The 25,315-nt window shown below is 62.4% G+C and carries 20 protein-coding genes and 2 pseudogenes; 14 read left to right on the top strand and 8 right to left on the bottom strand.

The features are described from left to right. The 3 genes and pseudogenes from CWO89_RS45780 to CWO89_RS09495 form a co-directional block, all read left to right on the top strand. Positions 1 to 229: pseudogene (locus CWO89_RS45780) on the top strand (hypothetical protein); the annotation flags it as partial. Beyond that, a complete protein-coding gene (locus tag CWO89_RS09500; protein WP_028167578.1) occupies positions 229 to 1,245 on the top strand; it encodes a DUF1376 domain-containing protein in 1,017 nt (338 codons plus the stop codon). The pseudogene CWO89_RS45780 and the gene CWO89_RS09500, both read left to right, overlap by 1 nt. 92 nt (positions 1,246 to 1,337) lie before the next feature. Further along, positions 1,338 to 2,852 (top strand): bifunctional DNA primase/helicase, encoded by a 1,515-nt coding sequence (locus CWO89_RS09495; protein WP_130578363.1) that lies wholly within the window; start codon positions 1,338 to 1,340, stop codon positions 2,850 to 2,852. 90 nt (positions 2,853 to 2,942) lie between these two features. Here CWO89_RS09495 and CWO89_RS47740 read toward each other — a convergent pair whose 3' ends face one another. The 6 genes from CWO89_RS47740 to CWO89_RS09465 all read right to left on the bottom strand — a co-directional run bounded on the left by CWO89_RS47740 (position 2,943) and on the right by CWO89_RS09465 (position 8,776). Further along, positions 2,943 to 3,773 (bottom strand): enoyl-CoA hydratase/isomerase family protein, encoded by an 831-nt coding sequence (locus tag CWO89_RS47740; RefSeq protein ID WP_245475883.1) that lies wholly within the window; start codon positions 3,771 to 3,773, stop codon positions 2,943 to 2,945. Between the two features lie 18 nt (positions 3,774 to 3,791). Next, positions 3,792 to 4,286 (bottom strand): aromatic-ring-hydroxylating dioxygenase subunit beta, encoded by a 495-nt coding sequence (locus tag CWO89_RS09485; RefSeq protein WP_130578362.1) that lies wholly within the window; start codon positions 4,284 to 4,286, stop codon positions 3,792 to 3,794. Beyond that, positions 4,286 to 5,545, bottom strand: a complete 1,260-nt coding sequence (locus tag CWO89_RS09480) for an aromatic ring-hydroxylating oxygenase subunit alpha (protein ID WP_130578361.1) — start codon at positions 5,543 to 5,545, stop codon at positions 4,286 to 4,288. Before CWO89_RS09480 ends, CWO89_RS09485 begins: the two co-directional genes overlap by 1 nt. 116 nt (positions 5,546 to 5,661) lie before the next feature. Beyond that, on the bottom strand, positions 5,662 to 6,162 hold the full coding sequence (locus CWO89_RS09475) for a hypothetical protein (protein WP_130578360.1): 501 nt from the start codon (positions 6,160 to 6,162) through the stop codon (positions 5,662 to 5,664). Continuing rightward, positions 6,159 to 7,253, bottom strand: a complete 1,095-nt coding sequence (locus CWO89_RS09470; protein ID WP_130578359.1) for a phosphotransferase family protein — start codon at positions 7,251 to 7,253, stop codon at positions 6,159 to 6,161. The genes CWO89_RS09475 and CWO89_RS09470 overlap by 4 nt, the downstream gene beginning before the upstream one ends. Beyond that, on the bottom strand, positions 7,223 to 8,776 hold the full coding sequence (locus tag CWO89_RS09465; protein ID WP_130578358.1) for an acyl-CoA synthetase: 1,554 nt from the start codon (positions 8,774 to 8,776) through the stop codon (positions 7,223 to 7,225). Before CWO89_RS09465 ends, CWO89_RS09470 begins: the two co-directional genes overlap by 31 nt. 202 nt (positions 8,777 to 8,978) lie before the next feature. Between CWO89_RS09465 and CWO89_RS09460 the strand changes: the two genes are divergently transcribed. The 4 genes from CWO89_RS09460 (at position 8,979) to CWO89_RS09445 (ending at position 13,416) form a co-directional block, all read left to right on the top strand. After that, positions 8,979 to 10,202, top strand: a complete 1,224-nt coding sequence (locus tag CWO89_RS09460; RefSeq protein ID WP_130578357.1) for an ABC transporter substrate-binding protein — start codon at positions 8,979 to 8,981, stop codon at positions 10,200 to 10,202. Positions 10,203 to 10,250: 48 nt separating this feature from the next. Then, a complete protein-coding gene (locus CWO89_RS09455) occupies positions 10,251 to 11,366 on the top strand; it encodes an Rv3169 family protein (protein ID WP_130578356.1) in 1,116 nt (371 codons plus the stop codon). Positions 11,367 to 11,459: 93 nt separating this feature from the next. Further along, complete coding sequence (locus CWO89_RS09450; protein ID WP_130578355.1) at positions 11,460 to 12,392, top strand: acyl-CoA thioesterase; 933 nt, start codon at positions 11,460 to 11,462, stop codon at positions 12,390 to 12,392. 607 nt (positions 12,393 to 12,999) lie between these two features. Beyond that, positions 13,000 to 13,416, top strand: coding sequence for a LysR substrate-binding domain-containing protein (locus CWO89_RS09445; protein ID WP_130578354.1), 417 nt, complete (start codon positions 13,000 to 13,002; stop codon positions 13,414 to 13,416). Positions 13,417 to 13,606: 190 nt separating this feature from the next. Here the strand turns inward: CWO89_RS09445 and CWO89_RS09440 are convergent, their stop codons facing one another. Next, complete coding sequence (locus CWO89_RS09440; protein WP_130578353.1) at positions 13,607 to 13,948, bottom strand: hypothetical protein; 342 nt, start codon at positions 13,946 to 13,948, stop codon at positions 13,607 to 13,609. A 100-nt stretch (positions 13,949 to 14,048) separates the two neighbouring features. After that, entirely contained in the window at positions 14,049 to 14,645 is a 597-nt protein-coding gene (locus tag CWO89_RS09435) for a TetR/AcrR family transcriptional regulator (protein WP_130578352.1), read from the bottom strand. A gap of 426 nt (positions 14,646 to 15,071) precedes the next feature. On the opposite strand from CWO89_RS09435, the gene CWO89_RS09430 reads away from it, so the two are divergent. From CWO89_RS09430 to CWO89_RS09410, 7 genes and pseudogenes are all read left to right on the top strand, one after another. Continuing rightward, positions 15,072 to 16,016 (top strand): efflux RND transporter periplasmic adaptor subunit, encoded by a 945-nt coding sequence (locus CWO89_RS09430; RefSeq protein ID WP_207234439.1) that lies wholly within the window; start codon positions 15,072 to 15,074, stop codon positions 16,014 to 16,016. After that, entirely contained in the window at positions 15,986 to 16,216 is a 231-nt protein-coding gene (locus CWO89_RS46870) for a permuted SH3 domain-containing protein (RefSeq protein WP_207234438.1), read from the top strand. The genes CWO89_RS09430 and CWO89_RS46870 overlap by 31 nt, the downstream gene beginning before the upstream one ends. Positions 16,217 to 16,261: 45 nt before the next feature. Beyond that, positions 16,262 to 19,468: an efflux RND transporter permease subunit gene (locus CWO89_RS09425; RefSeq protein ID WP_130578351.1), complete on the top strand. Its 3,207-nt coding sequence runs from the start codon at positions 16,262 to 16,264 to the stop codon at positions 19,466 to 19,468. Positions 19,469 to 19,790: 322 nt separating this feature from the next. Next, positions 19,791 to 21,263, top strand: a pseudogene (locus CWO89_RS49450) (calcium-binding protein); the annotation flags it as partial. A gap of 168 nt (positions 21,264 to 21,431) precedes the next feature. Then, positions 21,432 to 21,875: a M10 family metallopeptidase C-terminal domain-containing protein gene (locus CWO89_RS47725; RefSeq protein ID WP_245475891.1), complete on the top strand. Its 444-nt coding sequence runs from the start codon at positions 21,432 to 21,434 to the stop codon at positions 21,873 to 21,875. Between the two features lie 193 nt (positions 21,876 to 22,068). Next, the gene (locus CWO89_RS09415; protein WP_207234437.1) at positions 22,069 to 23,865 is read left to right on the top strand and encodes a type I secretion system permease/ATPase; all 1,797 of its coding nucleotides are present in this window, start codon (positions 22,069 to 22,071) and stop codon (positions 23,863 to 23,865) included. Then, a complete protein-coding gene (locus tag CWO89_RS09410) occupies positions 23,862 to 25,259 on the top strand; it encodes an HlyD family type I secretion periplasmic adaptor subunit (RefSeq protein ID WP_130578349.1) in 1,398 nt (465 codons plus the stop codon). Before CWO89_RS09415 ends, CWO89_RS09410 begins: the two co-directional genes overlap by 4 nt. Positions 25,260 to 25,315 lie beyond the last annotated feature (56 nt).

The following is a 25,315-nucleotide window of genomic DNA, read 5'->3' as shown; positions in this document are numbered from 1 at the left end:
TGTGCGCGAGGCGCGCGTCTCCGACGTGCGGGCGCATTTCCTCGGCACCAACCGGATCAAACGCAAAGAGGCGAAGGTCCTTACCATCGATGCATGTCATCGGCTCGGTTGGGCACCGGCCGATGACAACGCCGCTGATGCGCTCGCGCTCTGGCATTACCAGGCATCGCTGCTTGAGCCGAGGCTCGCCGTACAAACGTCGCCGCTCTTTCGCCGGAGGATTGCGTAATGGCCGAATTTCCCGCGCTGCCGCTTTGGACCGATGCCTTCCTCTCGGACACGATGCACCTCAGCGCCGCTGAAACCGGAGCCTATCTGCTGCTGCTCATGACGGCATGGCGGCGACCGCATAACGACCTGCCCGACGATGATAGCGAGCTAGCCCGGTTTGCGCGCGTCTCGCCGAATAACTGGCCCCGCATAAGGCCGCGGGTCATGGCGTTTTGGACACTCTCAGATGGTCGATGGCGGCAGAAAAGGCTCGATGAGGTTCGGGAGCAAGTGCACAAACGGCAACAAAAAGCGGCTGACGCCGCGCAGTCCCGGTGGGGTTCCAACCCCGCCAGTGTTTCTCGCTCAGCGAGAAGAAAAAGTGTTCTCTCAGCGAGAACGAATGCGTTCTCACACTCTGATGCTAACTCATTGGAAAATAACAATGCGGCAGATGCGGGCGCATCACCCGAGCATTTGCTCGATCCGCCTGTTCGCATATCCAACCAAAACCAAAACCATATAAGAGAAGATTCTTCTTTTAATGATGGTAGTAAGAAAGATTCTGAATCATCAGCAGGATCGCAATCCGACTCTGGTGAGCGCCGCGTTCTCGGGAACTTCGACTTTCTGTCCGACGACGGATCGGTCCTGATCGACGCCGAGGAATTCGCCGCCCTCGATGCCGAGCTGCCCTTCATCAAAAACGTTCGCGGCCTGGTGCGTCACGCGTGCCGGTCATGGCTGCTCGACACCAAGGAAGCCTCCCGTAAGGAAACGCTGCTGCGCTGGCTGCGGCGCAAGAATTCCGAAAACGCGCTCAAGTCGAGCACAAAGCCGCCGGCCGGATCATCGCCGGCGCCCGGTTACAAATACGCCACTCAAGCGATCCTCGACGCGCACGATGAGCGCGCCAGGATGAAAGCGAGAAGCGATGCGGCCTACGAACGAGCGCGATTGCGAAGGGAGGCAAGAGCAAATGGAGAACAGCCCGCAGACGAATTTCCAGATCCTAGCTCGGACCAACGCCACTAGACCGGGCGTCTTTCGATGCCCGGTTTGTAGCCACAAACGGAAGCACCACCAGTCGCAGAAATGTCTATCGGTAAAGCGAGCGGACGACAGTCATGGGATCATCTTCAACTGTCACCACTGTGGATTTCACGGGTTCGCATCGGACGCTGGCACCCAGCGCCGTCGAATGGGCCAGGGCCGTGCGCAAGATAAGCCAAGAGACTTTGGCGAAGCTGCCCGTCGCATCCGGAACGGCATTCTTCCCTGACCTACAATCCAAATCGGAGGCGCTGTTCTTCCGCTATCCCGACGGCTGGAAGGCGCGTTCCTATCCAGCCAAGGCGTTCACGCAGAAGCAGGGCACCAGCCCGACGTTCTGGAATCTGGCAGCTGTGCTCGATGGTCCCCTCACCGACGTTTACATCGTTGAGGGCGAGCTGGACGTTTGCGCATTGGTCGAGTGCAGCATCGCAGCCGATCAGGTTCTCGGCGCTCCGTCGGCGAGCGGAGATCAGCAGTATGTTCGGGATGCGCTCGCGGCCGGTTTGAATCGCGCCAAGCGTTTCATCTGGTGCGGCGACCAGGACAAGGCCGGCCTCGAATTGCGCTCGACCATGGCGCAATTGTTCGGCACCGCGAAGTTCTATTTCATCGACTGGCCTGAAGGTTCGAAAGACGCAAACGATCATCTGCGGACCGATGGCGCCAAGGCGGTGCATGACCTTGTCGTCGACGGCTCGACGCCGTGGCCAGCCGAGGGTCTGTTTCGGATGGCCGAAATTCCGGAGCCTGCGCCGATGACGACGTGGGACCCGGGGTTCAACTGGGGCCGCAAGTGCATGTTCGCCGCCGGAACGCTCTCGGTGACGACCGGTCATCCCGGTATGGGCAAGACGCTGCTGTTCGGTCAAATCTGGTACAACATCGTCCAGGCCTATGGTCTTTTGGCATGCGTTGCGAGTTTCGAGACGCGGGCCAAGCCGCACATCCGCCGCCAGCTGCGGACGTTGCATTCGCGGAAACTGGAATCGATCTTGACCGGACCGGATATCGCGGCGGCCGACCGATGGATCAATGATCACTACCTGTTTCTGATTCATCCGGAACGGCGACCGACGCTGGCGTGGTTGCTTCAACAGGCGGAGACCGCCGTCGTTCGGTACAAGGCCAACATCCTCCAGGTCGATCCTTGGAATCGGCTTGAGGCAAGCCGCGAGCCGCGCGAGAGCGAGACCGATTACATCGGCCGGTGCCTGCGCGAGCTTTACAACTTCGCGACCGACTTCAATGTCCACGTCCAAATCCTGGCGCACCCTGCCAAGATGGAAACCATGCGACGCAGCGAGCCGCCGGAGCTTGAGCACATCGCTGGTTCAAAGCATTGGGACAACATGGTCGACCAGGGATTCGTCGTGCATCGCCCACGCTTGTTCAACGACAAGGGCGAGCGCGAGACCTACGTCGAACTGCATCACAAAAAGGCGCGGTTTGACGAACTCGGATATGCCACCAAGTTTGCCCTCGACTACGATATCGGTGTTGGGCGTTTTGGTGTGTGCGAGCTGAAGCAGAAACGGAAATCGACCCATACAGCCGCGACCATGGAGGACGACAGTGAATTGCGATGAACAAGCCGCCATTGACCACGAACGCGCAATGCTGATGGCGCTTTTGCTCGATATGCCGCTTGGACCGCCGCACCGGATTGAGGGCCTCAATCAGTTCAGCACCGAGGAAAAACTGTTCAGCCTAACGGCGTGCTGCGCCACCATGATCGTCACGGCTACCCGAGATATACTTGAGCTTGCTGCTGTGCTGGGTGATGGCGGCCCAGATCTTCTCGACGGCTTCAAATCGCCTTTTATCCAAGAGCGCCTGTCGGCTGGCGCTTCTTCGAACCGTTCATTGGCGCTTTGCCAAGGACCCGCGAAACCATCCACATACGCGACATGGTCATAACGGCTCGCGACTTTGTGCACCAATCGCTCGAGATAGCTCTCCAGCAGGACATGTTTGACGTACGCCTGCGCCGAGATCACCGGATTGGTCAGGAGGATCGACATCGCGCGGCGCAAGCCGACCAGCCGCGACAGCGTCACGGAGACACCGGCGTCCGGCGCCATCGCCACCCGCGTGGCACCGGCAAGGAATTTTGCCGACTCCGCGGCAATCACGATGTCGGACGCGCAGACCAGGCCAAAGCCGCCGCCGCCTGCGGCAAACCCCTGGACCGACGCGATCACCGGGGCTTCCAGCCGTAGCAACCCCGTCACCGCATTCTGCAAATAGGCCGTGGCCTGGCGGATGTAGTCCGGCAGCTTCTCGCCCTTGGACGCGAAGGCGCGCACATCGCCGCCGGCGCAGAAATTGGTACCCTCGCCGCTCAGCAGCACCACCCGCAGATCCGGATGGCCGTGGCAGACCATGATGGCGTCGCCGAGCGCACTCAATAATTCCGCGCTCATCCCGTTCGCGGCATCGGGACGGTTGAGCCGCAGCCGCGCAATGCCGTCGCTGATGTCGAGCAGAACCGGTCCCTTGTCGATCATGGCATGGCCTTTCCGGCGTCAGACGAGGAACGACAGCGTGAACAACGCCTTGTCGTTATTGACGAGCATGACCTTCTTGTAGACCATCCGCAATTCGCCATCGACATAGCGCAGCCGATACTCGTTGCGCGCGGCCCACAGCGTGTCGTCGCGCAGGCTTGACTCGAAAATGAGGCTGTTGCTGGCGACCGCGATGTCGCCGGTCGCCTGCTCGTCCATCAGTTCGATGTTGGAGACGAGCCGGCGCAGGCGAGACTGCGGCGTCTGGGTAAAGTGCTTGCCGGTCATGAGCTGCCGCACACGCAGCGCGATGCGGGAGCGGTTGTCATAGATGATCGACATTTCCTTTTCGGGATCGATATCGACGCCGTTGGCCGGCACCCAGTAGACGCCGTCCTCGGTCCAGAGCTTTTCCCAGTCTTCGTACTGGTGCTCGTCCTGCAGCCGTGCTTCCCGGTAGATGAACGCCGTCACCGCATTCATCAGCGTGGCGCTGCTCTCGCGCGACAACATCAGCCACGCTCCATCAGCTTGCGATAATGGCTCCAGATGCCGCGCGACGGCACCTCGTCGGTGACATGGCCGACCCGGAAGCCGAGTTCGTCCTGGCGCTCGCGCTTCTCGCCGCGCCCGAGAAAGATCCATTCCGGATTGCGGGCCAGCACGCCGCGATGGCAGCGCTCATACATCTCGGAATCGTCGGCGAGCAGGAAACCGGCGGGGCCGACCGAGCCCATGGTCTGCTGGCGCAGCCGACGGTTCAGGTCGGGTGCGCCCTTGAATTGCAGCGCGGTGACATGCTGCACGCTGTCGTCGACCGCCAGCGGCTGGATCACGAACATCTGGATTTCTGCAATGAACAGGTTCGGGAAGATCATCACATGCGGCGTGCCGTCGATCATGATCTCGCGCGCCGCCTTCTCGCCATAGGCGGCGTTCATCTGCGCGGTGTAATCCGGCAGACGCTCGGACGAGGTGCCGAACCAGCTCATCGGCTGATCGCGCTTGCGGAACTCGGGACGCAAATCGATCTCGGTGTGACCGTTGCCGTAGTCGCGCGTCATCGCGGTCGAGGCGCCGCCATAGAGCTTGCCGATCGCGCTATCGGCGACGCCGAAGATCGAGGTATGCACGAAGGCCGGGTGATAGCCGTCGCACTCGTTCTCCAGGATGAATTTCCAGTTCGCTTTGACGCGGTGCTTGAGGAAACCGGCCGTGACCTCGACCTCGCCTTCCGGCGAGGAGCGCGCCAGGCGATTGATGGTTTCGGCGGCGCCGCCGAGATGCTCCTCCAGCGTCGGCCCCTCGGCCGCGAACGAGCCGAACACGAAGCCGCGATAGGACTGCACGCGGGTGACGCGCCCCAACGCGAGCTTCGATTTGTCCTGCCCCTCATAGCCATCCGGAAAGGCATAGCCGACCAGGCGGCCGTCGTTGGCAAAGGTCCATGAGTGGAACGGGCAGGTGAAGGAGCGCGCGTTGCCCTTGTCGTAGGAGCAGACCTGATTGCCGCGATGCGAGCAGCGGTTGAGCAGCAGATTGACCTTGCCCTGCTCGTCGCGTGTCATGATCACCGATTGCGGGCCGATCGACTTGACCACATAGTCGTTAGCCTTTGGCACCTCGCTCTCGTGCCCGACATAGACCCAGGTGCGGTACCATGTGTTCTCGAGTTCGGCCTCGAAGATCGCGGGATTGGTGTAGAGCGTCCCGTGCACCCGATCCGGCCGGATCAACTGCTCCCATGGCGAGATACCGGTCATTACGTTCATCGCTCCGCCTCCCACCACTCGGTTCCGCATCGGTCATTTAATAATCCGACTGACCGTTTAACTAATACCACTCCAACTTGCCGGCGGCAAGCGCCTTCCCCGGCATTCACTAAGCTTCAGTTGGCCCCGGACGCGACCCGTTCGCCCGCAATTTGCTGCAGCATCAATTTCGGCGTCGTCGCGAGTTCGACCTTGAGCTGATCGCAGATCAGACGCCGCAGCATCATCTCGATCTCGCTTGCCGCGCTCCGGTCGGCCGTCCTCGCATCCTCGCCGGTCGCCCACAGCAAGAGCTCGCCCAGCTTCCGGTCGCCCTCGTCACGCAGGCTTTCGACGGTCGCGGCGTCGACGATGCCGCCGGTGAGACGTGTCACCGGCAACGGCGGATGGCTCATTCCATCCGCCAATCGCCTCACCGCCGCGAAGGCGTCATCCTGAAGGCGAATTTGCTCCAACAGCGGCCCCGTCTTCCAGTCCGCCGCGAGCTTCAACCCATTGAGCGCAAAGATCACCGAGAAGATCTGCCCCCGGGCAAAATCATCGTGGCTTCCCGGCAGAACGTGTGCCTGCAGCGCTTCGACCATCCCGTCGATCAGCCTTTCAAAGGACGCGCTCATGCCACAGCCTCCAATGCTCGCTCGAACGCCCGCACGATCGACGGCATCTGGCTTGCCATCACGGCCATACGCATGTCGTTGAAGCGGTCGACCTCGAAGGCGCGAACCGCGCACATCTGGATCGCCGCAGCCTGATACAGAGCAAAGGCCTCATAGAACGCGAGACTCCTTGCCGAGATCGAGATTCCCGAGGCGCGCTGATAGAGCTCGATCACCTCCTCCCGCTCGACCACGCCATAGAGCTTGCGGCTCCTGGCGTTGAAGGTTGGCATCAGGGCCCATGCGAGGTCCTCGTGGGGATCGCCGAGATGCGTCAGCTCCCAATCGAGGATGGCTGTGATCTTTCGCTCGCGCTCGAGAAAATTTCCGATCCTGTAGTCACCATGCACGATGGTTCGGCGCGGCGGCTGCGGGCAGTTTTCAGCAAGCCAGCGCCCGCCCCAGTCAAGCAAGGGGTAATAGCGCGCGGTCGGGCGCGCGAGCGATCGGCGCCAGACCGAGATCGCGCGCACTTCCTCGCGCTCGCGGCCGTCGCCGTGCAGCGAGGCCAACGACTGCTCGCGCCAGTCGAGCTTGTGCAGTTCGGCCAATATCGCGATGAATTGCGTGGCGATATCCCGCCTGTGGCCTTCGTCTAGTTCGCTTCCCGCCCAGGGCGCCGGCACCTCGCCCTCGACATGCTCGCATACGAAGAAGGGAAATCCGATTTCCGCTCCCCCCTGGTCGAACGACACCAAACCGGGCACGGGAACGCGCGTCCCGGTGAGCGACTGCAGCGCAAGCACCTGGGGCATCACCGAATATGGCGCAAACAGCCCGTTCGGCGGCCCGACGCGGAGGACCAGCTTGCGCGTGGGACCCGAGACGGGACGTGCCACGAAGCTATAGGTGATCCAGGAAAAGCCCGAGGATTTTCGCGAGAAGCCCTCGATAGCGACTGCGCGTCTGAACGTGCGGCCAAGATGCACCGTGAGCCCGGCCCGCACCGCGGCGTCGTCGACGACATCGGGGGCGCCGGTCGAGTGCGGGGGACGATCCAATGAAGCCACAGCCTTCTGCATCAGTTGACCGACCGCGCGTAGCCGCGCCATTTTTCATCGCGCAGCGCGGACTTCATGATCTTGCCGGAGCCAGTCAGCGGCAGCGGCTCGCGGCGAATTTCGACCGAGCGCGGACATTTGTAGCCGGCGATGAGGCCCCGGCAATGCGCGATCACGGTTTCCGGATCGAGCTTGAGCCCGTCCTTCGGCACGACGATCGCGTGCACGGCCTCGCCCCATCGCGCGTCGGGAACTGCGATGACGGCGCACTCCCTGACATGCTCGTGCTGGAAGATCGCATTCTCAACCTCGCCGGAATAGACGTTTTCGCCGCCGGAGACGATCATATCCTTGAGACGATCGACGATGTAGACAAAACCATCCTCATCCATCCAGGCGCCATCGCCGGTGTGCAGCCAGCCGTTGCGCAGCACGCGGGCGGTTTCCTCAGGCTTGCGCCAGTAGCCGAGCATCACGCCGGCACCGCGGATCGCGATCTCGCCGACAGTGCCGCGCGGCACCTCGGTGCCGTCGGCATCGACGATGCGAATCTCAACGCCGGGCGCGGCGCGGCCGGCGGATTTGCGCTTCGCCGCCAGCGGCCCTTCCAGCGCGTGATACTCCCATGGCAATATGGTAGCCAGCGCCGCGCTCTCGGTCATGCCGTAGCCCTGATGGAAGCGCCAACCCGGCAGCACGCGCATCAGCTTGACCAGCAGCGCGTCCGGCATCGGCGAGGCGCCATATTCGCAATCCTTGACGCTACCGAGGTCGTACTGGCCGAAGGAGGGATGATTGAGCAGCATGTTGAGCATGGTCGGCACGAACAGGCAGTAGTCTGCCTTGTGCTCGGCAATCGCCTGCATCGCCAGTTCCGGATCGAATTTCGGAATCGTCACATGGGTGCCGCCGAGCAGGGTCAGCGCGATCATCGGCGAGGTGCCAGCAAGATGGAACAGGCCGGCCGAGTGCAGATAGCGGGTATCTTCCCTGAAGCGGAGCGCAAAGATCCAGACCAGCGATTCGTAGATGATGTTGGCGTGTGACAGCATCACGCCCTTCGGAAAACCCGTCGTTCCCCCGGTATAGAAGATGCCGGCCAGATCGTTGTCTGCACCCGACGCATCGTCGATCGGCTCATTGTTCAGCAACACGTCATAGCCCAGCATTCCCTCCGGAGGCTGTCCGTCGTCTATATAGACGAGCGCCGTCAGGGATTTCGCCGCGCGCAAGGCCGTCGCGATTTCGGCATAGACCCTGTCGACCAGCAGGATTTTCGGAGTGGAATCGTCGATGGCGTAGGCATTCTCGGGCATGGCCCAGCGCGTGTTGAGCGGCACCGCGACTGCGCCGGCCCAGGCGATCGCATAAAGCGCCTCGATATAGAGATCGCTGTTGAGAGCAAGGATCGCGACGCGATCCCCGGGCTCGATACCAAGCCGCCGCAACCCGCCGGCTACGCGTGCGACCCGCTGGCCGATCTCCTTCCAGGTGCGCGACCGGCCGGCATGGATCGTGCCGACATTGTCCCTGCGCAACTGAACCGCCGAAGTAAGCGCCTGCGTCAGCTTCATCTTTCCTCCCCTTCCGAAGCGGGCGGCGCGGATGTTTCCGTCGCGTCATCGCCTCACCTTTTGCGGTCGTCCCTACCCCTCCGGCGAAATCGGTTGATAATCCGGATGGACGGTCTATTATTGCACGACAGATGCGGCTGGTAAAGCTCCGCATCTGCCAAGCGAGCGCCCCGCGAGAGGGTCGGACATCATAGGGGGAAACATGCGACAGGCAATTTCCACATTCGCAATATCGGCGCTTGCGCTGGCCTGGAGCCTCGCAGGCGCGAGTGCCGAGAAGGCCTATGGCCCCGGCGTCAGCGACACCGAAATCAAGCTCGGCGCCAACGCCCCCTACAGCGGTCCGGCATCGGTCTACGCGAGTTTCCCGCGCACCATGCTCGGCTATTTTGCAATGCTGAACGAAAAGGGCGGCATCAACGGCCGTCAGATCAATCTTCTTACCCGCGACGACGGCTACAGCCCGCCGAAGACCGTCGAAGTCACGCGGTCGATGGTCGAGAACGACAAGGTGCTGGCTATCATGGCGCCGTTCGGCACACCGACCAACGCCGCGATCCAGAAATATCTCAACCAGAACAGCGTACCGCATTTGCTGGTGCAGAGCGGCGGCACGCGCTGGAACGACCCGAAGCAATTTCCGTGGACCACGCCCTACTCGCCGACCTACGTCAACGAATTCCGGATCGTTGCGCGCTATATCCTGCAGAACAAGCCGGACGCCAAAATCGGGGTGCTGCTGCAGGCCGACGACATCGGCAAGGATTTCGTGCTTGGCCTGAAGGAAGGCCTCGGCGCGAAGGCCGACACCATGATCGTCAAGGAAGCGCCCTACCAATCGACCGAGCCGACCATCGACTCGCAGATTGTCAACCTGAAGGCGTCGGGTGCCGACACGGTGCTGATCGCCGCGCAGAACAAGTTCGCCTCGATGGCGATCCGCAAGATCCACGAGCTCGGCTGGAAGCCGCTGATCTTCCTCGGCTCGACCGCGAATTCGATCAGCGGTGTCCTGGTCCCGGCCGGCCTCGACGCCTCCATCGGCGTCCTGACCACCACCTCCTACAAGACCCCGAATGATCCGACCTGGGCCAGCGACAAGGGCATGGTCGACTATCTCGCCTTCGTCGCAAAATACCTGCCGGGCATGGATCCCAACGACGTCATCGCGGTGACCGGCTACACCACCGCGCAACTCGGCGCGATCATCCTGCAGCGCTGCGGCGACAATCTCACGCGGGAGAATGTGATCAAGCAGGCGACCAACCTGAAAGGCGTCGAGCTCCCGATGCTGCTGCCGGGCATCTCGATCCAGACCACGCCGGAAGACTATGCGGCGATCACCGAGCGCCAGTTCGCCCGTTTCGACGGCAAGACCTGGGTGCTGTTCGGCAACATCATCGGCGCAGGAGCAGGCAAGGACTGAGCCAATCGGCGACGACGTGCAATCAAGGCGGCTTGAACGAGGACAAGTATGCTGACAGCCCAAGACGACCTGATCGGCCACCAGACGCCGATGCCCTTTGCGAAGACGAACACCGGCGATCTCCGTTTCACGGAACGCTACTGGTACACGGCGCATCCGATCGATGGCACCGAGCTGCTGATCGATATCGGGCTCGGATACTATCCGAACCGCGGCATCATGGACGGATTTGCCGGTGTGACCGTCGGCCGGCGCCAGCATAATTTCCGCGCCTCGCGCCGGCTGGGCGCGCGGCCGCTGGAGACATCCGTCGGCGGTCTGAGAATCGAGATCGTCGAGGGCATGAACCTGCACCGGCTCACGCTGGCCGACAATGCATCGGGGATCAGCTTTGCGCTCGAGTTCAGGGCCAGCTTTCCAGCGGCGCAGGAGAAGCCGAATTTTCGCGAGCGCAACGGCATCGTCGAAGAGGATCTCGCGCGCGTCTCGCAATTCGGCCGCTGGAGCGGCTGGATCAGCGTCGACGGCCGCCGCATCGAGATCAAACCGGAGCTGTGGTGGGGACAGCGCGACCGCTCCTGGGGCCTGCGGTCCGAGATGCGCACCGACGAGACGAAGCCGCCGGTCGCGAGCCACCGGAACTTCTTCTGGACCTGGTCGATGTTCCAGTTCGACACCTCGGCGATCTCGGTCTTTCTCAAGGAACGCACGCCGGGAAAGCCGCACTACATTTCTGGAACTGAATTCCGGCGTGAAGCGGACGGCTCGGTCTCGCATCGCGAGGTGACCGCGGTTGAACACAAGATCGAATGGGCCGACGATCCGCTGGGCCAGACCATTGCGGTCGCCGACCTCACTTTCGCCTTCGAGCACGGAGAGCCGCGCCACGTCAGGATGCACGGCCTGCCGACGCGCTTCTACCTGAAGGCCGGCATGTATGGCGGCCTGCAAGGCTGGACGCACGGTGACGATCGCGGCGAGCAACATGCCACGCATGACGTCTGGAACCTCGATGATGCGGCAACACGGGCGATCGCGCGCACCTTGTCGGATCATGTGGTCCGGCTGGAGAGCGGCAACGAGACCGGGTTCGGAATCAGCGAGTACGGCGTCGCCGCTGGCTATCCACTCTATCCGGCGCCGCAAAAATTTCCGGCAATGTGACAAAGCAAGTTTCTCCCGAGAAGACCTTAGCGAGGTCCGTACCCGCGGCCTCGCCATTTTTTCGGTGACTGCAGTCCGACAGGGACACCGGCAATGAACGAAGCTTGGTCCGACACTGCGAATGCTGCCGAGGCCTGCGACGCCTGGGACGAGACGGATATCGAAGTGCTGGTATCGCTCGCGCCGGTCGGTCAGCTCCGCTACCGTACCCAGTTTGGCGACTCCAATCTCAATGGTCGGTCCTATGGCGGCCAGATTCTCGGCCAAGCCATGATGGCGGCGGCCATGAGCGCGCCCGAGGACCGGCCGGCGGCAACACTGCAGATCCTGTTCCTTCGCGGCGCCGATCCGGCCGAGCGGATCAAATTCAATGTCAGGGTGCTACAGGAGGGCAAGCGGTTCTCGTCCCGTCACGTGCTGGGCATGCAAGGTGACGGCCGAACGATCGTGGCCGCACAAGCAAGCTTCTGCGCGCCGCAGCCCGGGCCGCGACATGGTGCGTCTTCGCTGGCGCTGTCGGAAAATCCCGATGACTTGCCCGCGCTTGCCACGATCCCGACCGCCCTCATGCAGCAATTGCGGCCGCTCGGTCCCTACTCTCCGCATATCAAGCCCAGTATGGATTTTCGTATTCCTGATATCGAGCGCCAGCTCTCGGCCGCGACTGCGCAGCCGCGCTTGCGCTTCTGGCTCAGGAGCAAGCGACCGCTTGTCCGCGGTCCGACGACGCAAGCCGCGGTCTTTGCGTATCTGTCGGACTGGTGGCTGAACTTCAGCAGCGTAGGCGGCCATCTTCGCGATCTGCAATCACGCGAGCCGCTCTATGTGTCGAGCCTCAACCACTGCATCTGGTTTCATCGCGCGTTTTCCCCCGACGCCTGGATGCATGTCGAGACCGAAAGTCCCTGCGCGGAAGGCGGTCGCGGGCTGTCGATCGCACGTGTTCATGACCGCGATGGGCTGATGCTGGCAACTCTCGTCCAGGAGACGCTGATGGTGCATTCAGGCGCAAATGGATGTTCATAGGCCTCGTAGCCAAGCCTTCACTAAGGCGCGGCAAGCGCCCCCCATCTACGATGCCTGGGGTTCATGGTCCTCATGCAGTTTCCCCCATCGAGGACTCGACTGCTAAAATTGGTCATCAATAGATTTTTCTTGATCTTCCGGTGCACAAGTTGTGCACACGCCACTTTCTATCTCATTGAAAAAATTCCACTGAACGCGCGCACCGTTCAACTACAGTAAAATTCGTATCGCGCGACGCTCGACTGCGCGACCTGAAACCCGAGCTTGAGCAGTTCGCCGTGGATGCGAGGCGCGCCCCAAAGCGGATTTTCGACGCTTATCCGCCGGATCAAGACGCGCAGCTCCGTTCCGATCTGCGGTCGCCCTCCCCGTGGGCGCGACTTCCAACGCCAGTAGCAGCAGAATCCGGCTCTGTGCCAATGCACGAGCGTCTCGGGCCGGCCGATTGTGAGAACCTGTAGGATTGCTGGAAACCACCGATACAGCTGGGCACAGAACCAGCGATCAAGGTTCGTGAGCCGAACGCGACCGCGCGATCTGCGCCGCAAAACAATTAACTGTTGTCAGAGCACCGCGTTCTCGGCTTCAAGCCGCAACTTCGACTTGAATGGCGAGGCCAGGACGGCCGAGCGAAGCAGAACAGCCCGATCATCACGCCAGCTTAGGCGATTCCAACGCGGCATCACACGCGGATCAGGTTTTCGGTGCACACAGGACCTCGGAATCGGCTTCGGCGATCTGCCGGATTGTGGACCGCTATTTCCGGAATGAAGGCTTGCGGCCGCGAATTGACGCGGAGGCGAACTCGAACCTGACGCTGTTTGAACTCATCCGCCAGACCGACCTCGCGACTATCCTTCCGGAGAACGTCGGCGGCTCAGGTCTGTCCACCGTGAAAATGAAACCTGCGTTCGAGCCCAAGCGCGCCGCGCGGCTTCGCCGTCGCAACGCTTACCGTTCGGCAGCCGCCAGGGCTTTCATCGTCATGACACAACAGATCGTGGCGACGTTCGCCAGCGGGTAGCTCTTCGCTGGACTCGCCGTCATTGAGGGTGGCGGACTGCGCACACCGTCAGCTCATCTGGTCATGGCAGCGGTTGGCCCGTCGCCGGCCTAGCCACGGGAGCGGCCAATGTCCGCTTCCAGACGTAAACCGGATCCAGCTTGAGTTCGGCCGTAACGTCGGCATCTGACCCACCCGGGGGGCGCGCAACTCAGCTTCGTGTGCTCTCACCAACCAGTTTGAGGTCGATCCTGCCGATCAGATCAGAACGGAGCAACTCCGCAGCGCTTATGTCGGCTAACGTCTGTTGCAACGTACTGACATTCGATCCGAGCGATACGATTCCGCCGAGCACCAGGGCTACTGATCCAATAAGAGCGACTTGATCAGGTCCGAAGAGGCCGAACATCATAACGATCAGCAATGCGATGCCGCCCGCGATTGCCGCCTTCGAAACCAAAATGATCTTTCTGCACCGCTCGGCGCCTTCGGCAAGCTGCTCGAGCCGAGCTTCGATCATTGAAATCTCATCGAGAGGCTCGTCTTCAGTCATCGAACTCAAGATCTAAATCCGGAAATCGCGGATCTGCCAGCTTTTCGACTCCCTCGGGCACACAGAGGCTTGTCTTGAATCCGCTACATCGCGCGATAGATCAGGCATCACGCGACCGATCAGCGGCAATCGCGGCCGAGCCTTGATCGTCGCTCTTTGCCATTGGCCACGCACGCATGGCCAGCCGGCCTATTTCAGACAACTTCTCACGGGCGGCCCCATCGCGCGCTTGCACCGCAAGCCCGCGCGCCAGCGCACTGTAATAGGCGGCCAGCATTTCGCAATCGACATCTTGGGCTACGTCGCCATCCATCACGCCTTTCCGGATGCGTGCGGCCATCGCGCCTTCCGAAAAAGCACGATGCTCGGCCATCATGTCACGAATATTCTTCATTCCCGGTGAGCAATGTGTGCCAGCAAGCGAGATCATGCAGCCGAGCGGGTGATCGCCGCGGGTGAACTCTTCTGCGGTCGCCTCGAACAGGTGCGCGAAGGCTGTCCTGGTATCGATCGAAGGATCATTGAGGATGGCGAAGAACCATTGGCCCGACCATTCGAGAAAGGAATGCGTGGCTTCGCAATAGAGTTCTTCCTTGCTGCCGAACGAGTTGTAGAAGCTCGACGCGCTGATCCCCATCGCGGCGATCAGGTCGTTGAACGACGTGCCTTCATAGCCGCGTTCCCAGAACAGCTTCATCGCCTCTTGCAGCGCGGCGGCACGATCGAAGACGGCGGGCCGGCCACGGCCACGCCTCTCGTCCTGAGCGCTCTTTGCTTGAATTTTCTTCTGCTGATTTATTTTTGGTGTCATCGCTCCAAAAATCCTTGAACGGCGCCTCCCTGAGTTTATATCCGGCGAACTATATTGGAGTTCCCCCTCCAAATATCAACCCCGAACGCAACTTATCCGCTTCCGAAATAACTGCCTGGCGACGCCTCCCCCGAAACCTGGACTGGCCGGTGTGGTTCGGCGGGCCGGCAGAGCTTCGGCCGAACTGCCGGCATGGCAAGGACTGATGGTAGCCTCATGGATCAGATCAGCGATCATTCCAACATTGAACGAGAACCGCTGAAGCCGCCGGCGCCGCGCCGGCGGACATGGAGAACGGCCGCAATCGCTGCAATGGCGGCGCTTGTCGCGCTCTTTGCCTATCTCGGCTTTGCGCCTCGCAAAGGAGACCAGGCGGCGGCGCTGCCATCTCCCCTGCCGGTGACGGTGAGCCAGCCCTTGCAGCGCGAGGTCGATGCCAGGGTCGGTTTCCTCGGACAGTTCTCGGCCATCGACCGGGTTGAATTGCGGGCCCAGGTCGGCGGTATCTTGACCGAACTTCATTTCAAGGACGGCCAGATCGTCCACAAGGGCGACCTCCTCTTCGTGATCGACCCGCGGCCCTACGAGATCAGGCTGGCGCAGGCGCAAGCTGCGCTTGTGACCGCAACGGCGCGCGTGGCACTCGCCAGCAACCAGCTTACGCGGGCGCAATCGCTCAAGCGCAACGAGTTCGCAACGCAGGAGACGGTCGACCAGCGCACCAACGACCAGGATGCGTCGCGGGCCGCGGTCGAAGACGCCAAGGCGCGGGTGCGGGACGCGGAACTCGACCTTGAATACTGCCGCGTACGGGCACCGTTCACGGGACGCATCGGCGCGCGCCAGGTTTCGATTGGAAGCCTGATCGCGGGCAGCCGTGCTGCCACCAGTCCGACCACGCTGCTCACGACGCTAGTCTCGCTCGATCCTCTTTATCTCGATTTCGACATGAGCGAATCCGATTTCCTGACATTCTCGCGCGAGCGCGCCCGCGTTGGCGGTCCGCTCGCCAACAAGGTCGCGATCAGCCTCAGCGACGAGAACAGGTTCGCCCGCGAGGGCACGCTGGACTTCATCGACAATGCACTCGACCGCTCCAGCGGCACCATTCATGCGCGCGCACCGTGCCTAACCCGGATCTGTTCCTGGCGCCCGGCCAGTTCGCGCGGCTGCGGGTTGCGATCGCCCCGCCGACGCAGGTTTATCTCTTGCCGGACGCCGCCGTCATGCTCGACCAGTCGCAGCGGCTGGTCATGACCGTCGGCGCTGATGCGACCGTGAAACCAAAGATCGTGACCACCGGTGATCTTCGCGGCGGATTGCGCGTGATCCAGTCGGGCCTCGAGGCGAGCGACCGCGTCGTCATCGACGGCCTGGTGCGCGCCATTCCCGGCACCAAGGTCGCGCCGCAAGACGGCGCCATCCATTACGACGCTGCCGCTGACGGCCAAGGTTGACGGCCAAGGCTAGAGACCAGGACCGAGAAGACAGGAGCGTTCTCCGTGACCCATAGCTTCATCGACCGGCCGATTTTTGCGACTGTCCTCTCCGTCTTCCTGACGCTGATCGGCCTCGGCGCGCTCGCCATCCTGCCGATCTCGCAATATCCGGAGATCGTGCCGCCGACGGTCCAGATCACCACCACCTATCCCGGCGCATCTGCCGAGACGGTATCGCGCACGGTAGCGACACCGCTCGAGCAGGAGATCAACGGCGTCGAGAACATGATCTACATGAGCAGCCAGTCCACCGGCGACGGCAAGCTCACGGTCACCGTGACGTTTCGGATCGGGACCGACCTCAACGTCGCGCAGATGCTCACGCAGAACCGGGTGCAGGATGCGCTTCCCCGGCTGCCGGAAGACGTCCAGCGGCTCGGCGTGCAGGTGCGCAAGTCGACACCGAACATCCTGCTCGCGGTACATCTTTATTCGCCCGACTCGTCGCGCGACCTGCTCTACACCTCGAATTACGCGACGTTGCACGTAAAGGACGTGCTGGCGCGGCTACCGGGCGTCGGCGATGTGCAGATGCAGGGCGGGCGCGAATACGCCATGCGCATCTGGCTCGATCCCGACAAGGTTGCGGCGCATAACATGAACGCAAGCGAGGTGCTTGCCGCGCTGCGCGCCCAGAACGTCCAGGTTTCGGCGGGCGTGCTGAACCAGCCGCCGGTCGCCTCCAAGCAGGCCTATCAGATCAACGTGCAGACGCTTGGGCGCCTGTCGACACCAGAACAATTCGCCGCCATCGTCCTGAAGTCGGACACCGAGGGCCGCGTGACGCGGCTGCGCGATGTGGGCCGCGTCGAGATCGGCGCTTCCGACTACGGATCGTCCGCCTACATGGATCGCGAGCCGGGCCTGCCGCTCCTGATCTTCGCCCAGCCGGGCGCCAATTCCCTCGCCGTCGAGCACGAAGTGCTCGACGCAATGGAGAAGCTGGGCAAGGATTTTCCGCCCGGCCTGCAGTACAAGATCATTTACGACCCCACCATCTTCGTCGGCAAATCGGTCGACGAGGTGATCAAGACCATCTTCATCGCGATCCTCCTGGTGGTCGGCGTCGTGTTCCTGTTCCTGCAAAGCTGGCGCGCCGCGATCATTCCGGTGATCGCGATCCCGGTGTCGCTGGTCGGCACCTTCGTCTTCCTCTATGTGCTCGGAATATCGTTGAACAACCTGTCGTTATTCGGCCTCGTGCTCGCGGTCGGCATTGTCGTCGATGACGCCATCGTCGTGGTGGAGAATGTCGAGCGCAATCTCGAACGCGGCATGACCCCGACCCAGGCCGCCCATGTCACCATGGACGAGGTCGGCGGCGCGCTGATCGCGATTGCGTTGACGCTATGCGCGGTGTTCGTGCCCTCGGCCTTCCTGTCGGGCATTACCGGGCAGTTCTTTCGACAGTTTGCGGTCACAATCGCCGTGTCGACTCTGATCTCGTGCTTCGTCTCGCTGACCCTGAGCCCTGCTTTGTGCGCGGTGCTGTTCAAGGCTCACGAGCCCGGCCAGAAGCCGCGCGGACCATGGATCGTCCGCCTGGTGCAGGCCGGATTTGCGCGTTTCAATTTCGGCTTCGAGTGGCTGTCGACAGGCTATGGACGGCTGACGCGGCGGCTGGTGCAGATCACCGGCGTCGTGCTCGTGGTCTACGCCGCGCTGATCGGCGTCGCCGGCTTCCAGTTCGCCCGGGCGCCCACTGGCTTCATCCCGGAACAAGATCAGGGCTATCTCATCACCGTCGTGCAACTGCCGCCCGGCGCTTCGCTCGAGCGCACGGAGGCGGTGGTCAAGAAGGCGATCGACATCATCATGTCCACTCCCGGTGTCGAGCACGTCGCGCCGTTTGCAGGACTGGATGCAACCACCTTCACCATCGCCTCCAACGCCGGTACGATCTTTTCCGGCCTGCCATCGCTCTATAACCATGACGTGCCCGGCCTGACCGCACCGAGCGTGCTCGCCGACCTGCGCAAGCGCCTCTCGGTGATCCAGGAAGCCTATGTGCTGACGATTCCGCCCCCGCCGGTGCAGGGCATCGGCAATGCCGGCGGTTTCAAGATGATGCTGCAGGATCGCGCGGGCCTCGGCTCGGAGGCACTGTCGAAAGCAGCACAGGCGCTGGTGGCCGCTGCCAACAAGGATCCGAGTTTCGCCGGCGTCTTCACGCTGTTCGGGACACGCTCGCCGGCGGTCAACGCCGATATCGATCGAGAGAAGGCCGAGAAGGTCGGGCTGACGCCTACCGACGTCTTCAACACCCTGCAAGTCTATCTCGGCTCCCAATACGTCAACGACTTCAATTATCTCGGCCGCACCTATCAGGTCATCGCGCAGGCCGATGGCTCGTTCCGCCAGGATCCGCACGACATCGCGCGGCTGAAGGCGCGCAACGCCTCCGGCGAGATGGTGCCGGTCGGCACCGTGGCGCGGCTGAAATCCGAGAACGCACCCTATCGCGTGCCTCGTTACGATCTATTCCCGGCTGCCGAAGTGATGGGCGTCGCGGCGCCCGGTGTCGCGACCGGCACGGCGTTGCACCGCATGGAAGAACTCGCGCGCGAGGTGCTGCCGCCAGGCATCGGCTTCGAATGGACCGAGCTTGCTTTCCAACAGCAACAGCCCGGGACCTCGTCCCTGCTGGTGTTCGGCGCCGCCGCCTTGTTCGTGTTCCTGGTGCTCGCCGCGCAGTATGAAAGCTGGAATCTGCCGCTCGCGGTGGTGATGATCGTTCCGATGTGCCTGCTTGCCTCCGTGACGGGTCTTTTGATGCGCGGCATGGCGATCGACGTTCTCGCGCAGATCGGATTCGTCGTGCTGGTTGGACTCGCCGCCAAGAACGCGATCCTCATCGTGGAATTCGCACGCCAGACCGAGGAAGCCGGCGCCACGCCCGGTGAGGCCGCCGTCACCGCCGCGCGCACGCGGCTGCGACCGATCCTGATGACGTCGCTGGCGTTCATCTTCGGTGTCGCACCTCTCGTGGTCGCCACCGGGGCAGGCTCGGAAATGCGTCAATCGCTCGGCACTGCGGTGTTCGCAGGAATGCTGGGAGTGACCGCCTTCGGACTCCTGTTTACGCCAGCGTTTTATACGGTCGTCCGCAAGATCGGGCGCAAGAAGCCGCGCGCCACGATAGAAGCGACTCAGCAAGTCCTTGCTGATCGTAACGACCCGGCAAGCGCCGCGTGGGCACCTCGGAATTAGCTGCTGCGATGGATTTGGCAGCCTCGGGACGTCTCAAACTCAACGACGAACCCGACCCAATAAGCACAGCGACGTGACTTGCCGTCATGCCGTTCATGATCAATCACGCCGTCAGTTCGGATGAGACCCTCGTCTCGCCTTGAGAACGACGTTACAGTTTGGTTACAGCAATCTGTTCCCCGCATTACAGATGCAACCATATCGCCCCTGAACTCTCCGAAAAGAAAGCTTACCAATACGTGAGGGCGTCGGTTGAGGGCAGCGCAGGACTCTCGTCAACCTGCAACCCGCTGAGGCTCACATTTGACAGGGAGAACGCGTCATGTCTGATCTTACGGGAACGAACGGCGACGATATCCTGACCGGCACCGATAGGCCGGATCATATCTTCGGCCTTGCCGGCAACGATACGATTGACGGCAACGGCGGCAACGATACGCTGTCAGGCGATGATGGTGATGATACGCTCAACGGCGGTGATGGCGACGACCATATCCTTGGTGGTGCAGGCAATGACGTCATCACCGGCGGCAACGGCAACGATCTTCTCGAAGGTGGATCGGGAAACGACCACATCAGCACCGGCGCGGGCAATGATGTCGTATTCGCCGGTGACGGCATCGATACGATCGATCAGATGGCCGGTCATGACGTCGTCCACGCAGGCGCGGGCGACGATCTGATCTCGTGGAACGACAAGGTCGGTGATGTCGTCTTCGGCGATGAGGGCAACGACCGGATCATCGGTTCCGATACGGCGGCCGACGAGAGCCACGGCGGCGACGGCAACGACTTCATTCAGGCTTTTACGACCGACGCCGCGCACGCCACCGCAGGCGACAAGATCTTCGGAGACGCCGGCAATGACACCCTGATCGGCGGCGACGGCAACGACCACATCGAGGGCGGCACCGGTAACGACACCATCATGGGAAATGGCGGCAACGACTTCCTCGATGGCGGCGACGGCGACGATCACATCAGCACAGGAGCCGGCAACGATACGGTGTTCGGCGGGGACGGCGCCGACACCATCGACCAGATGGCCGGTCATGATGTTGTCCATGGCGGCGACGGCAACGACACGATTTCCTGGAATGACGCGGTCGGTGACATCGTCTATGGCGATGGCGGCAACGACAGGATCATCGCCTCCGACACGGCGTCCGATGAAAGTCACGGCGGCGACGGCGATGACTTCATCCAGGCCTTCACGACCGATGCCGCGCACGCTACGGCGGGCGACCGGATGTTCGGCGACGGCGGCAATGACACGCTGATCGGCGGCGATGCCGCGGATCACATCGAAGGCGGCACCGGAAACGATACCATCAACGGTGGAGGCGGCAACGACTACCTCGATGGCGGGTCGGGAAATGACCACATCAGCACCGGAGCCGGCAACGACCTGGTTTACGGCGGCGACGGTAATGACACCGTCGACCAGATGATGGGACACGATGTCGTTCACGCCGGTGCCGGCGATGATGTCATCTCCTGGAATGATGCAGTCGGAGACGTCGTCTTCGGCGACGAAGGCAACGACCGGATCACCGGTTCCGATACCGCGTCCGACGAAAGCCATGGCGGCGACGGCAACGACATCATCTCCGCGTTTACGACGGATGCAGCGCACGCCACGGCAGGCGACAAGATCTTCGGTGATGCCGGCGACGATACCCTGACCGGCGGCGACGGTAACGACCGTATCGAAGGCGGTACCGGAAATGACACCATCATTGGAAATGGCGGCACCGACCGCCTTGATGGCGGTGACGGCGACGATCACATCAGTGGCGGCGGCAGCCACGATCAGATCTTCGGCGGCCTTGGCAACGACGTGATCGACCATATGGGTGAGCACGGCTTTGCCGATGCGGGTGACGGCGACGATATCGTACAGTGGACTGAGACGTTCGGTGACGTGGTTCATGGGGGAGCCGGTAACGATAGGATCACCGGTGTGGCCGCATTCAATCCGCCGCTCGGCGGGCAGGCCGCTGCCGAGATCCACGGCGATGCCGGCAACGACTTCATCCAGGCATCCAGTTTAGGCAGCGGTGCGGTGTCCGACAAGCTGTTCGGCGACGAAGGCAACGACACCATTATCGGCGGCAGTGGCGCGGATCGCATCGATGGCGGTGTGGGCAACGACATCCTGACCGGCAATGGCGGTGCGGATACCTTCACCTTCCAGATGTCGCAAGGCGGGCACGACGCTATCACGGACTTCGACGTGAACGACGACGTGATCAATTTGTCGGGCTTCGGCCCCAATTTTGATCCGCTTGCGCACGTGCACGACACCGCCAACGGCGCCGTGCTGGACCTCGGCGCCGCTGGGGATGTGACGTTACAGGGCGTTCACGCCGCGGACCTTTCTCACCACGACTTCGTCCTGAGCTAAGTCCACTCGGGATTGCCTGTCCTTGGAGCGAGATAACAGCGCTTCTGCCGGATACAGTCGTCCTTCTCTTTGAGGTGGACGACTGTACTGGACGGATTTTGAAGTCGCCGTGCCTGTCACGTACGGCAGGAGAGCCCCGAGGCTCGAATATCACGACGAAGACGTCGGGGTTGGAAAATGGGGGGCGTCGCATATGAAGCCGATGTCGAAGCTTGCGGCGATTGATCCGCACGGGAAAAGCGAGACAATCCTCAGCCGCGCTATCGGCTATTGCAAGCTGCAATTCCTGGTGGTGGGCCTGTTCAGCGGCATGGTCAACCTGCTGCAGCTCACCATTCCGATCTACATGATGCAGATTTTCGACCGCGTACTGACGACGCACAACGTCGATACGCTGCTCTATCTGTCGCTGATTGCGGGCGCGTCCATCCTGTTGCTGGCCATTCTGGAAATCTCGCGCAATCAGACCCTGCAGCGTGTTGCGACCTGGGTCGAGCGGAAGGCCGCGCCGGAGGGCTTTGCGAGAGCGATCGAGAGCGTGCTCTCTGGTCATTCCTATCGCATGGAGGCGCTGCGCGATCTCGCCATTTGCCGCGGCTACCTCGGCTCCCCTGCTCTGCTCGCCCTCTACGATCTTCCCTGGGTGCTGGTTTTTCTCGCCGTGATCTTCGCCCTGCATCCGGTGCTGGGTTGCATCGCGACCGCAGGAGCGATCGTCCTTTTCATTCTCACCTTGCTGAACGAGCTGACCACCTCGCGCCTGATGAAGGAGGCAAATGTTGCGGCGGCCAATTCGCAACGTCGCGCTGACAGCATCGCGCGCAATGCGGAGGTGATTGACAGCATGGGCATGTTGCCGGCAGTGATGCGCCGCTGGCAGGAGGGGGTGGCCGAAATGCTGCCGCCGCAGTGGCGCGCGGCGCAGCGAGCCTCCTTGCTGCTGGCCACGGCCAGGTTCGCGCGCCTTGGGGTGCAGATCGCCGTCCTGGGCGCCGGCTGCTATCTGGTGCTGCAGCACGATCTGACATCGGGCGCAACTGTTGCCGGCTCCATCATCATGGGCCGGGCGCTTGCGCCGGTAGAAATGCTGATCGGCGGTTGGAAGCAGCTTGTCCAGGCCCGGCAGGCTTTCTTTCGCTTGCAGCACTTCCTCAGCTTGCCTCGTCTTCGTCCGCCCGGCCGGCCGTTACCGACCCCGGTCGGCCGCCTCTCGGTGGAGCGTGTCACGTACGGCTTGCCGGGTTCGACGTCGCCGATCGTCAAAGGTGTGCAGTTTGCGCTGTCTCCGGGTGACAGTCTTGCCGTCATCGGCCCGTCGGCAGCCGGCAAGACTACCCTGATCAAGATGCTGATCGGCACGCTTGCGCCAAGCGCCGGCACCGTTCGCCTCGATGGCGCCGACGTCCATCGCTGGATGCGCGAGGATTTCGGCCGCTACGTCGGCTACCTGCCGCAGTCTGTCGAGCTGTTCGAGGGTTCGGTGTTCCGCAACATCGCACGGATGGGAGACGCCTCGCCCGAGCAGGTTTACCGAGCCGCGCAGCTTGCGGGCTGCCACGACATGATCCTGCGGCTGCCATGCGGCTACGACACCGAGATCGGCGAGAACGGTCAGTATCTCTCCGGCGGACAGCGGCAATTGATCGGCTTGGCACGTGCCCTGTTCCGCGATCCGAGGTTCGTGGTGTTGGACGAACCCGACAGCAATCTCGACGGCGATTCCGAGGCCAATCTGGCCGATACGCTGGGGAAGCTCAAGGCATGCGGGACCACGGTGGTCCTGGTCTCGCATCGTCCGCGTCTGGTGCGGCATGTCGATCTGGTCTTGCTGATGCGGGATGGCGCGGTCGAAATGTTTGGGCCGCGGGTCGAGGTCCTGAACCGCGTCATCGCCCACCCGGCGCCCGACAACCGCCCGACAATCACCGAACCTCGCATCGCCAGGGTGGCGGCACCCGCCCGAGGCGAACCGAACCGTGTTGCATCATGACCCAAGCTCTCCCGTCCCCCTCCGAACGAGCCATCGTTGCTGACAGCCCCGCCCGGTCGATTGCGTCGCCCGCGCTACCGTTGATGGAGGCGCCTCATCCGTCGACACGCGGCGTGATCCTGCTCGGATTGATGGCCATGGCGGTTTTCATCGGCGGCTTCAGCGCCTGGTCCGTCTCCGCTCCGCTGGCGGAAGCAGCGATCGCGCAGGGCGCGATCGAGGTCGAGGGCCAGCGTCGCATCATCGCCAATCAGGAGGGAGGATCGGTTGCGGAACTGACCGTGCGCGACGGCGATCATGTGCGGACCGGTCAGGTGCTGATGCGGCTGAACGACGTGCAGGCGAGCGCGACGGCCGAGACGGCGCGAGCCCAGCGCTGGGCATTGCTGGCACAATTGGCCCGACTTGACGCAGAGGCGGCCGGCAGAAGCGATATAAGCTTTCCTGACGATCTGCTGGCTGCAGCGAGCGGGCAAGGTTTCGACGCCCTGCGCGCCGCCGATGCGGTCAGCGGGCAGCGCGCGCTGTTCGAGGCGCGCACGGTCAGCCTGAAAAGCCAGATTGCCGTACTCCGAGACCGGGTCGATCAGCAGCTAGGCGTCATTGAATCGGCAGAACAGCAGCAGCGGGCTACCCGGCAACAGCTCGAATTGATACGGCACGAGACCGAGGTCAAGCAGGGGCTGCTGACAAAGGGCCTGGCGACGCTGTCCACTGTGCTGGCCTTGCAGCGCAGCCAAGCCGGGTTGGAGGGGACGCTGGGCGACCTGAGCGGACAGATCCAACGCGCGCGCGCCACCATCGCGGAATCCCGTTCATCCATGAAGCAGATTCAAGATCAGCGGCTACAGGATGTCTCGAACGACATGCGGGAGGCCAGCACCAAGCTGAACGAGGTGGAGGACAAATTGCGCGCCGCGCAGGACGTCGCCGTGCGCCGCGACGTGGTGGCGCCCGAGGACGGCACTGTCCTTGGCATGCGGGTGTTCAACGTCGGCGCCGTGGTCAGGCCCGGCGATACGGTGATGGAACTGGTGCCATCGCACGACCGGCTGGTGGCGAACGTGAAACTTTCGCCGAACGATATCGATGTGGTGTATCCCGGCCTTGAAGCACAGGTGCGTCTGCCGGCGTTCAAGCAGCGCCTGGTGCCGTTCGTTGCCGGCCGCGTCACCTTCGTCGCCTCCGACGCCACCGCCGATGAGCAGACAAAGAACAACTACTACAAAGTGCAGATCCTGCTCGATCGGGACCAGCTTGATCGTCTTCCCAACGTCCATCTCACGCCCGGAATGCCGGTTGAGGCGATGGTGCAGCTTGGGGAGCGAAGCTTCTTCCGCTATATCACGCAGCCGATTAGGGACAGCTTTCACCGTGCCTTTCACGAGCAATAGCAGGGTATTCCACGTAAGTTGCGGGGGCCCGTCATTGCCTCGCACCGTCTAAAAAC

This window comes from Bradyrhizobium sp. Leo170, assembly GCF_004296405.1.
In the GTDB taxonomy this organism is placed as follows: Bacteria; Pseudomonadota; Alphaproteobacteria; order Rhizobiales; family Xanthobacteraceae; genus Bradyrhizobium.
This window is presented reverse-complemented; position numbering and strand designations above follow the sequence as displayed.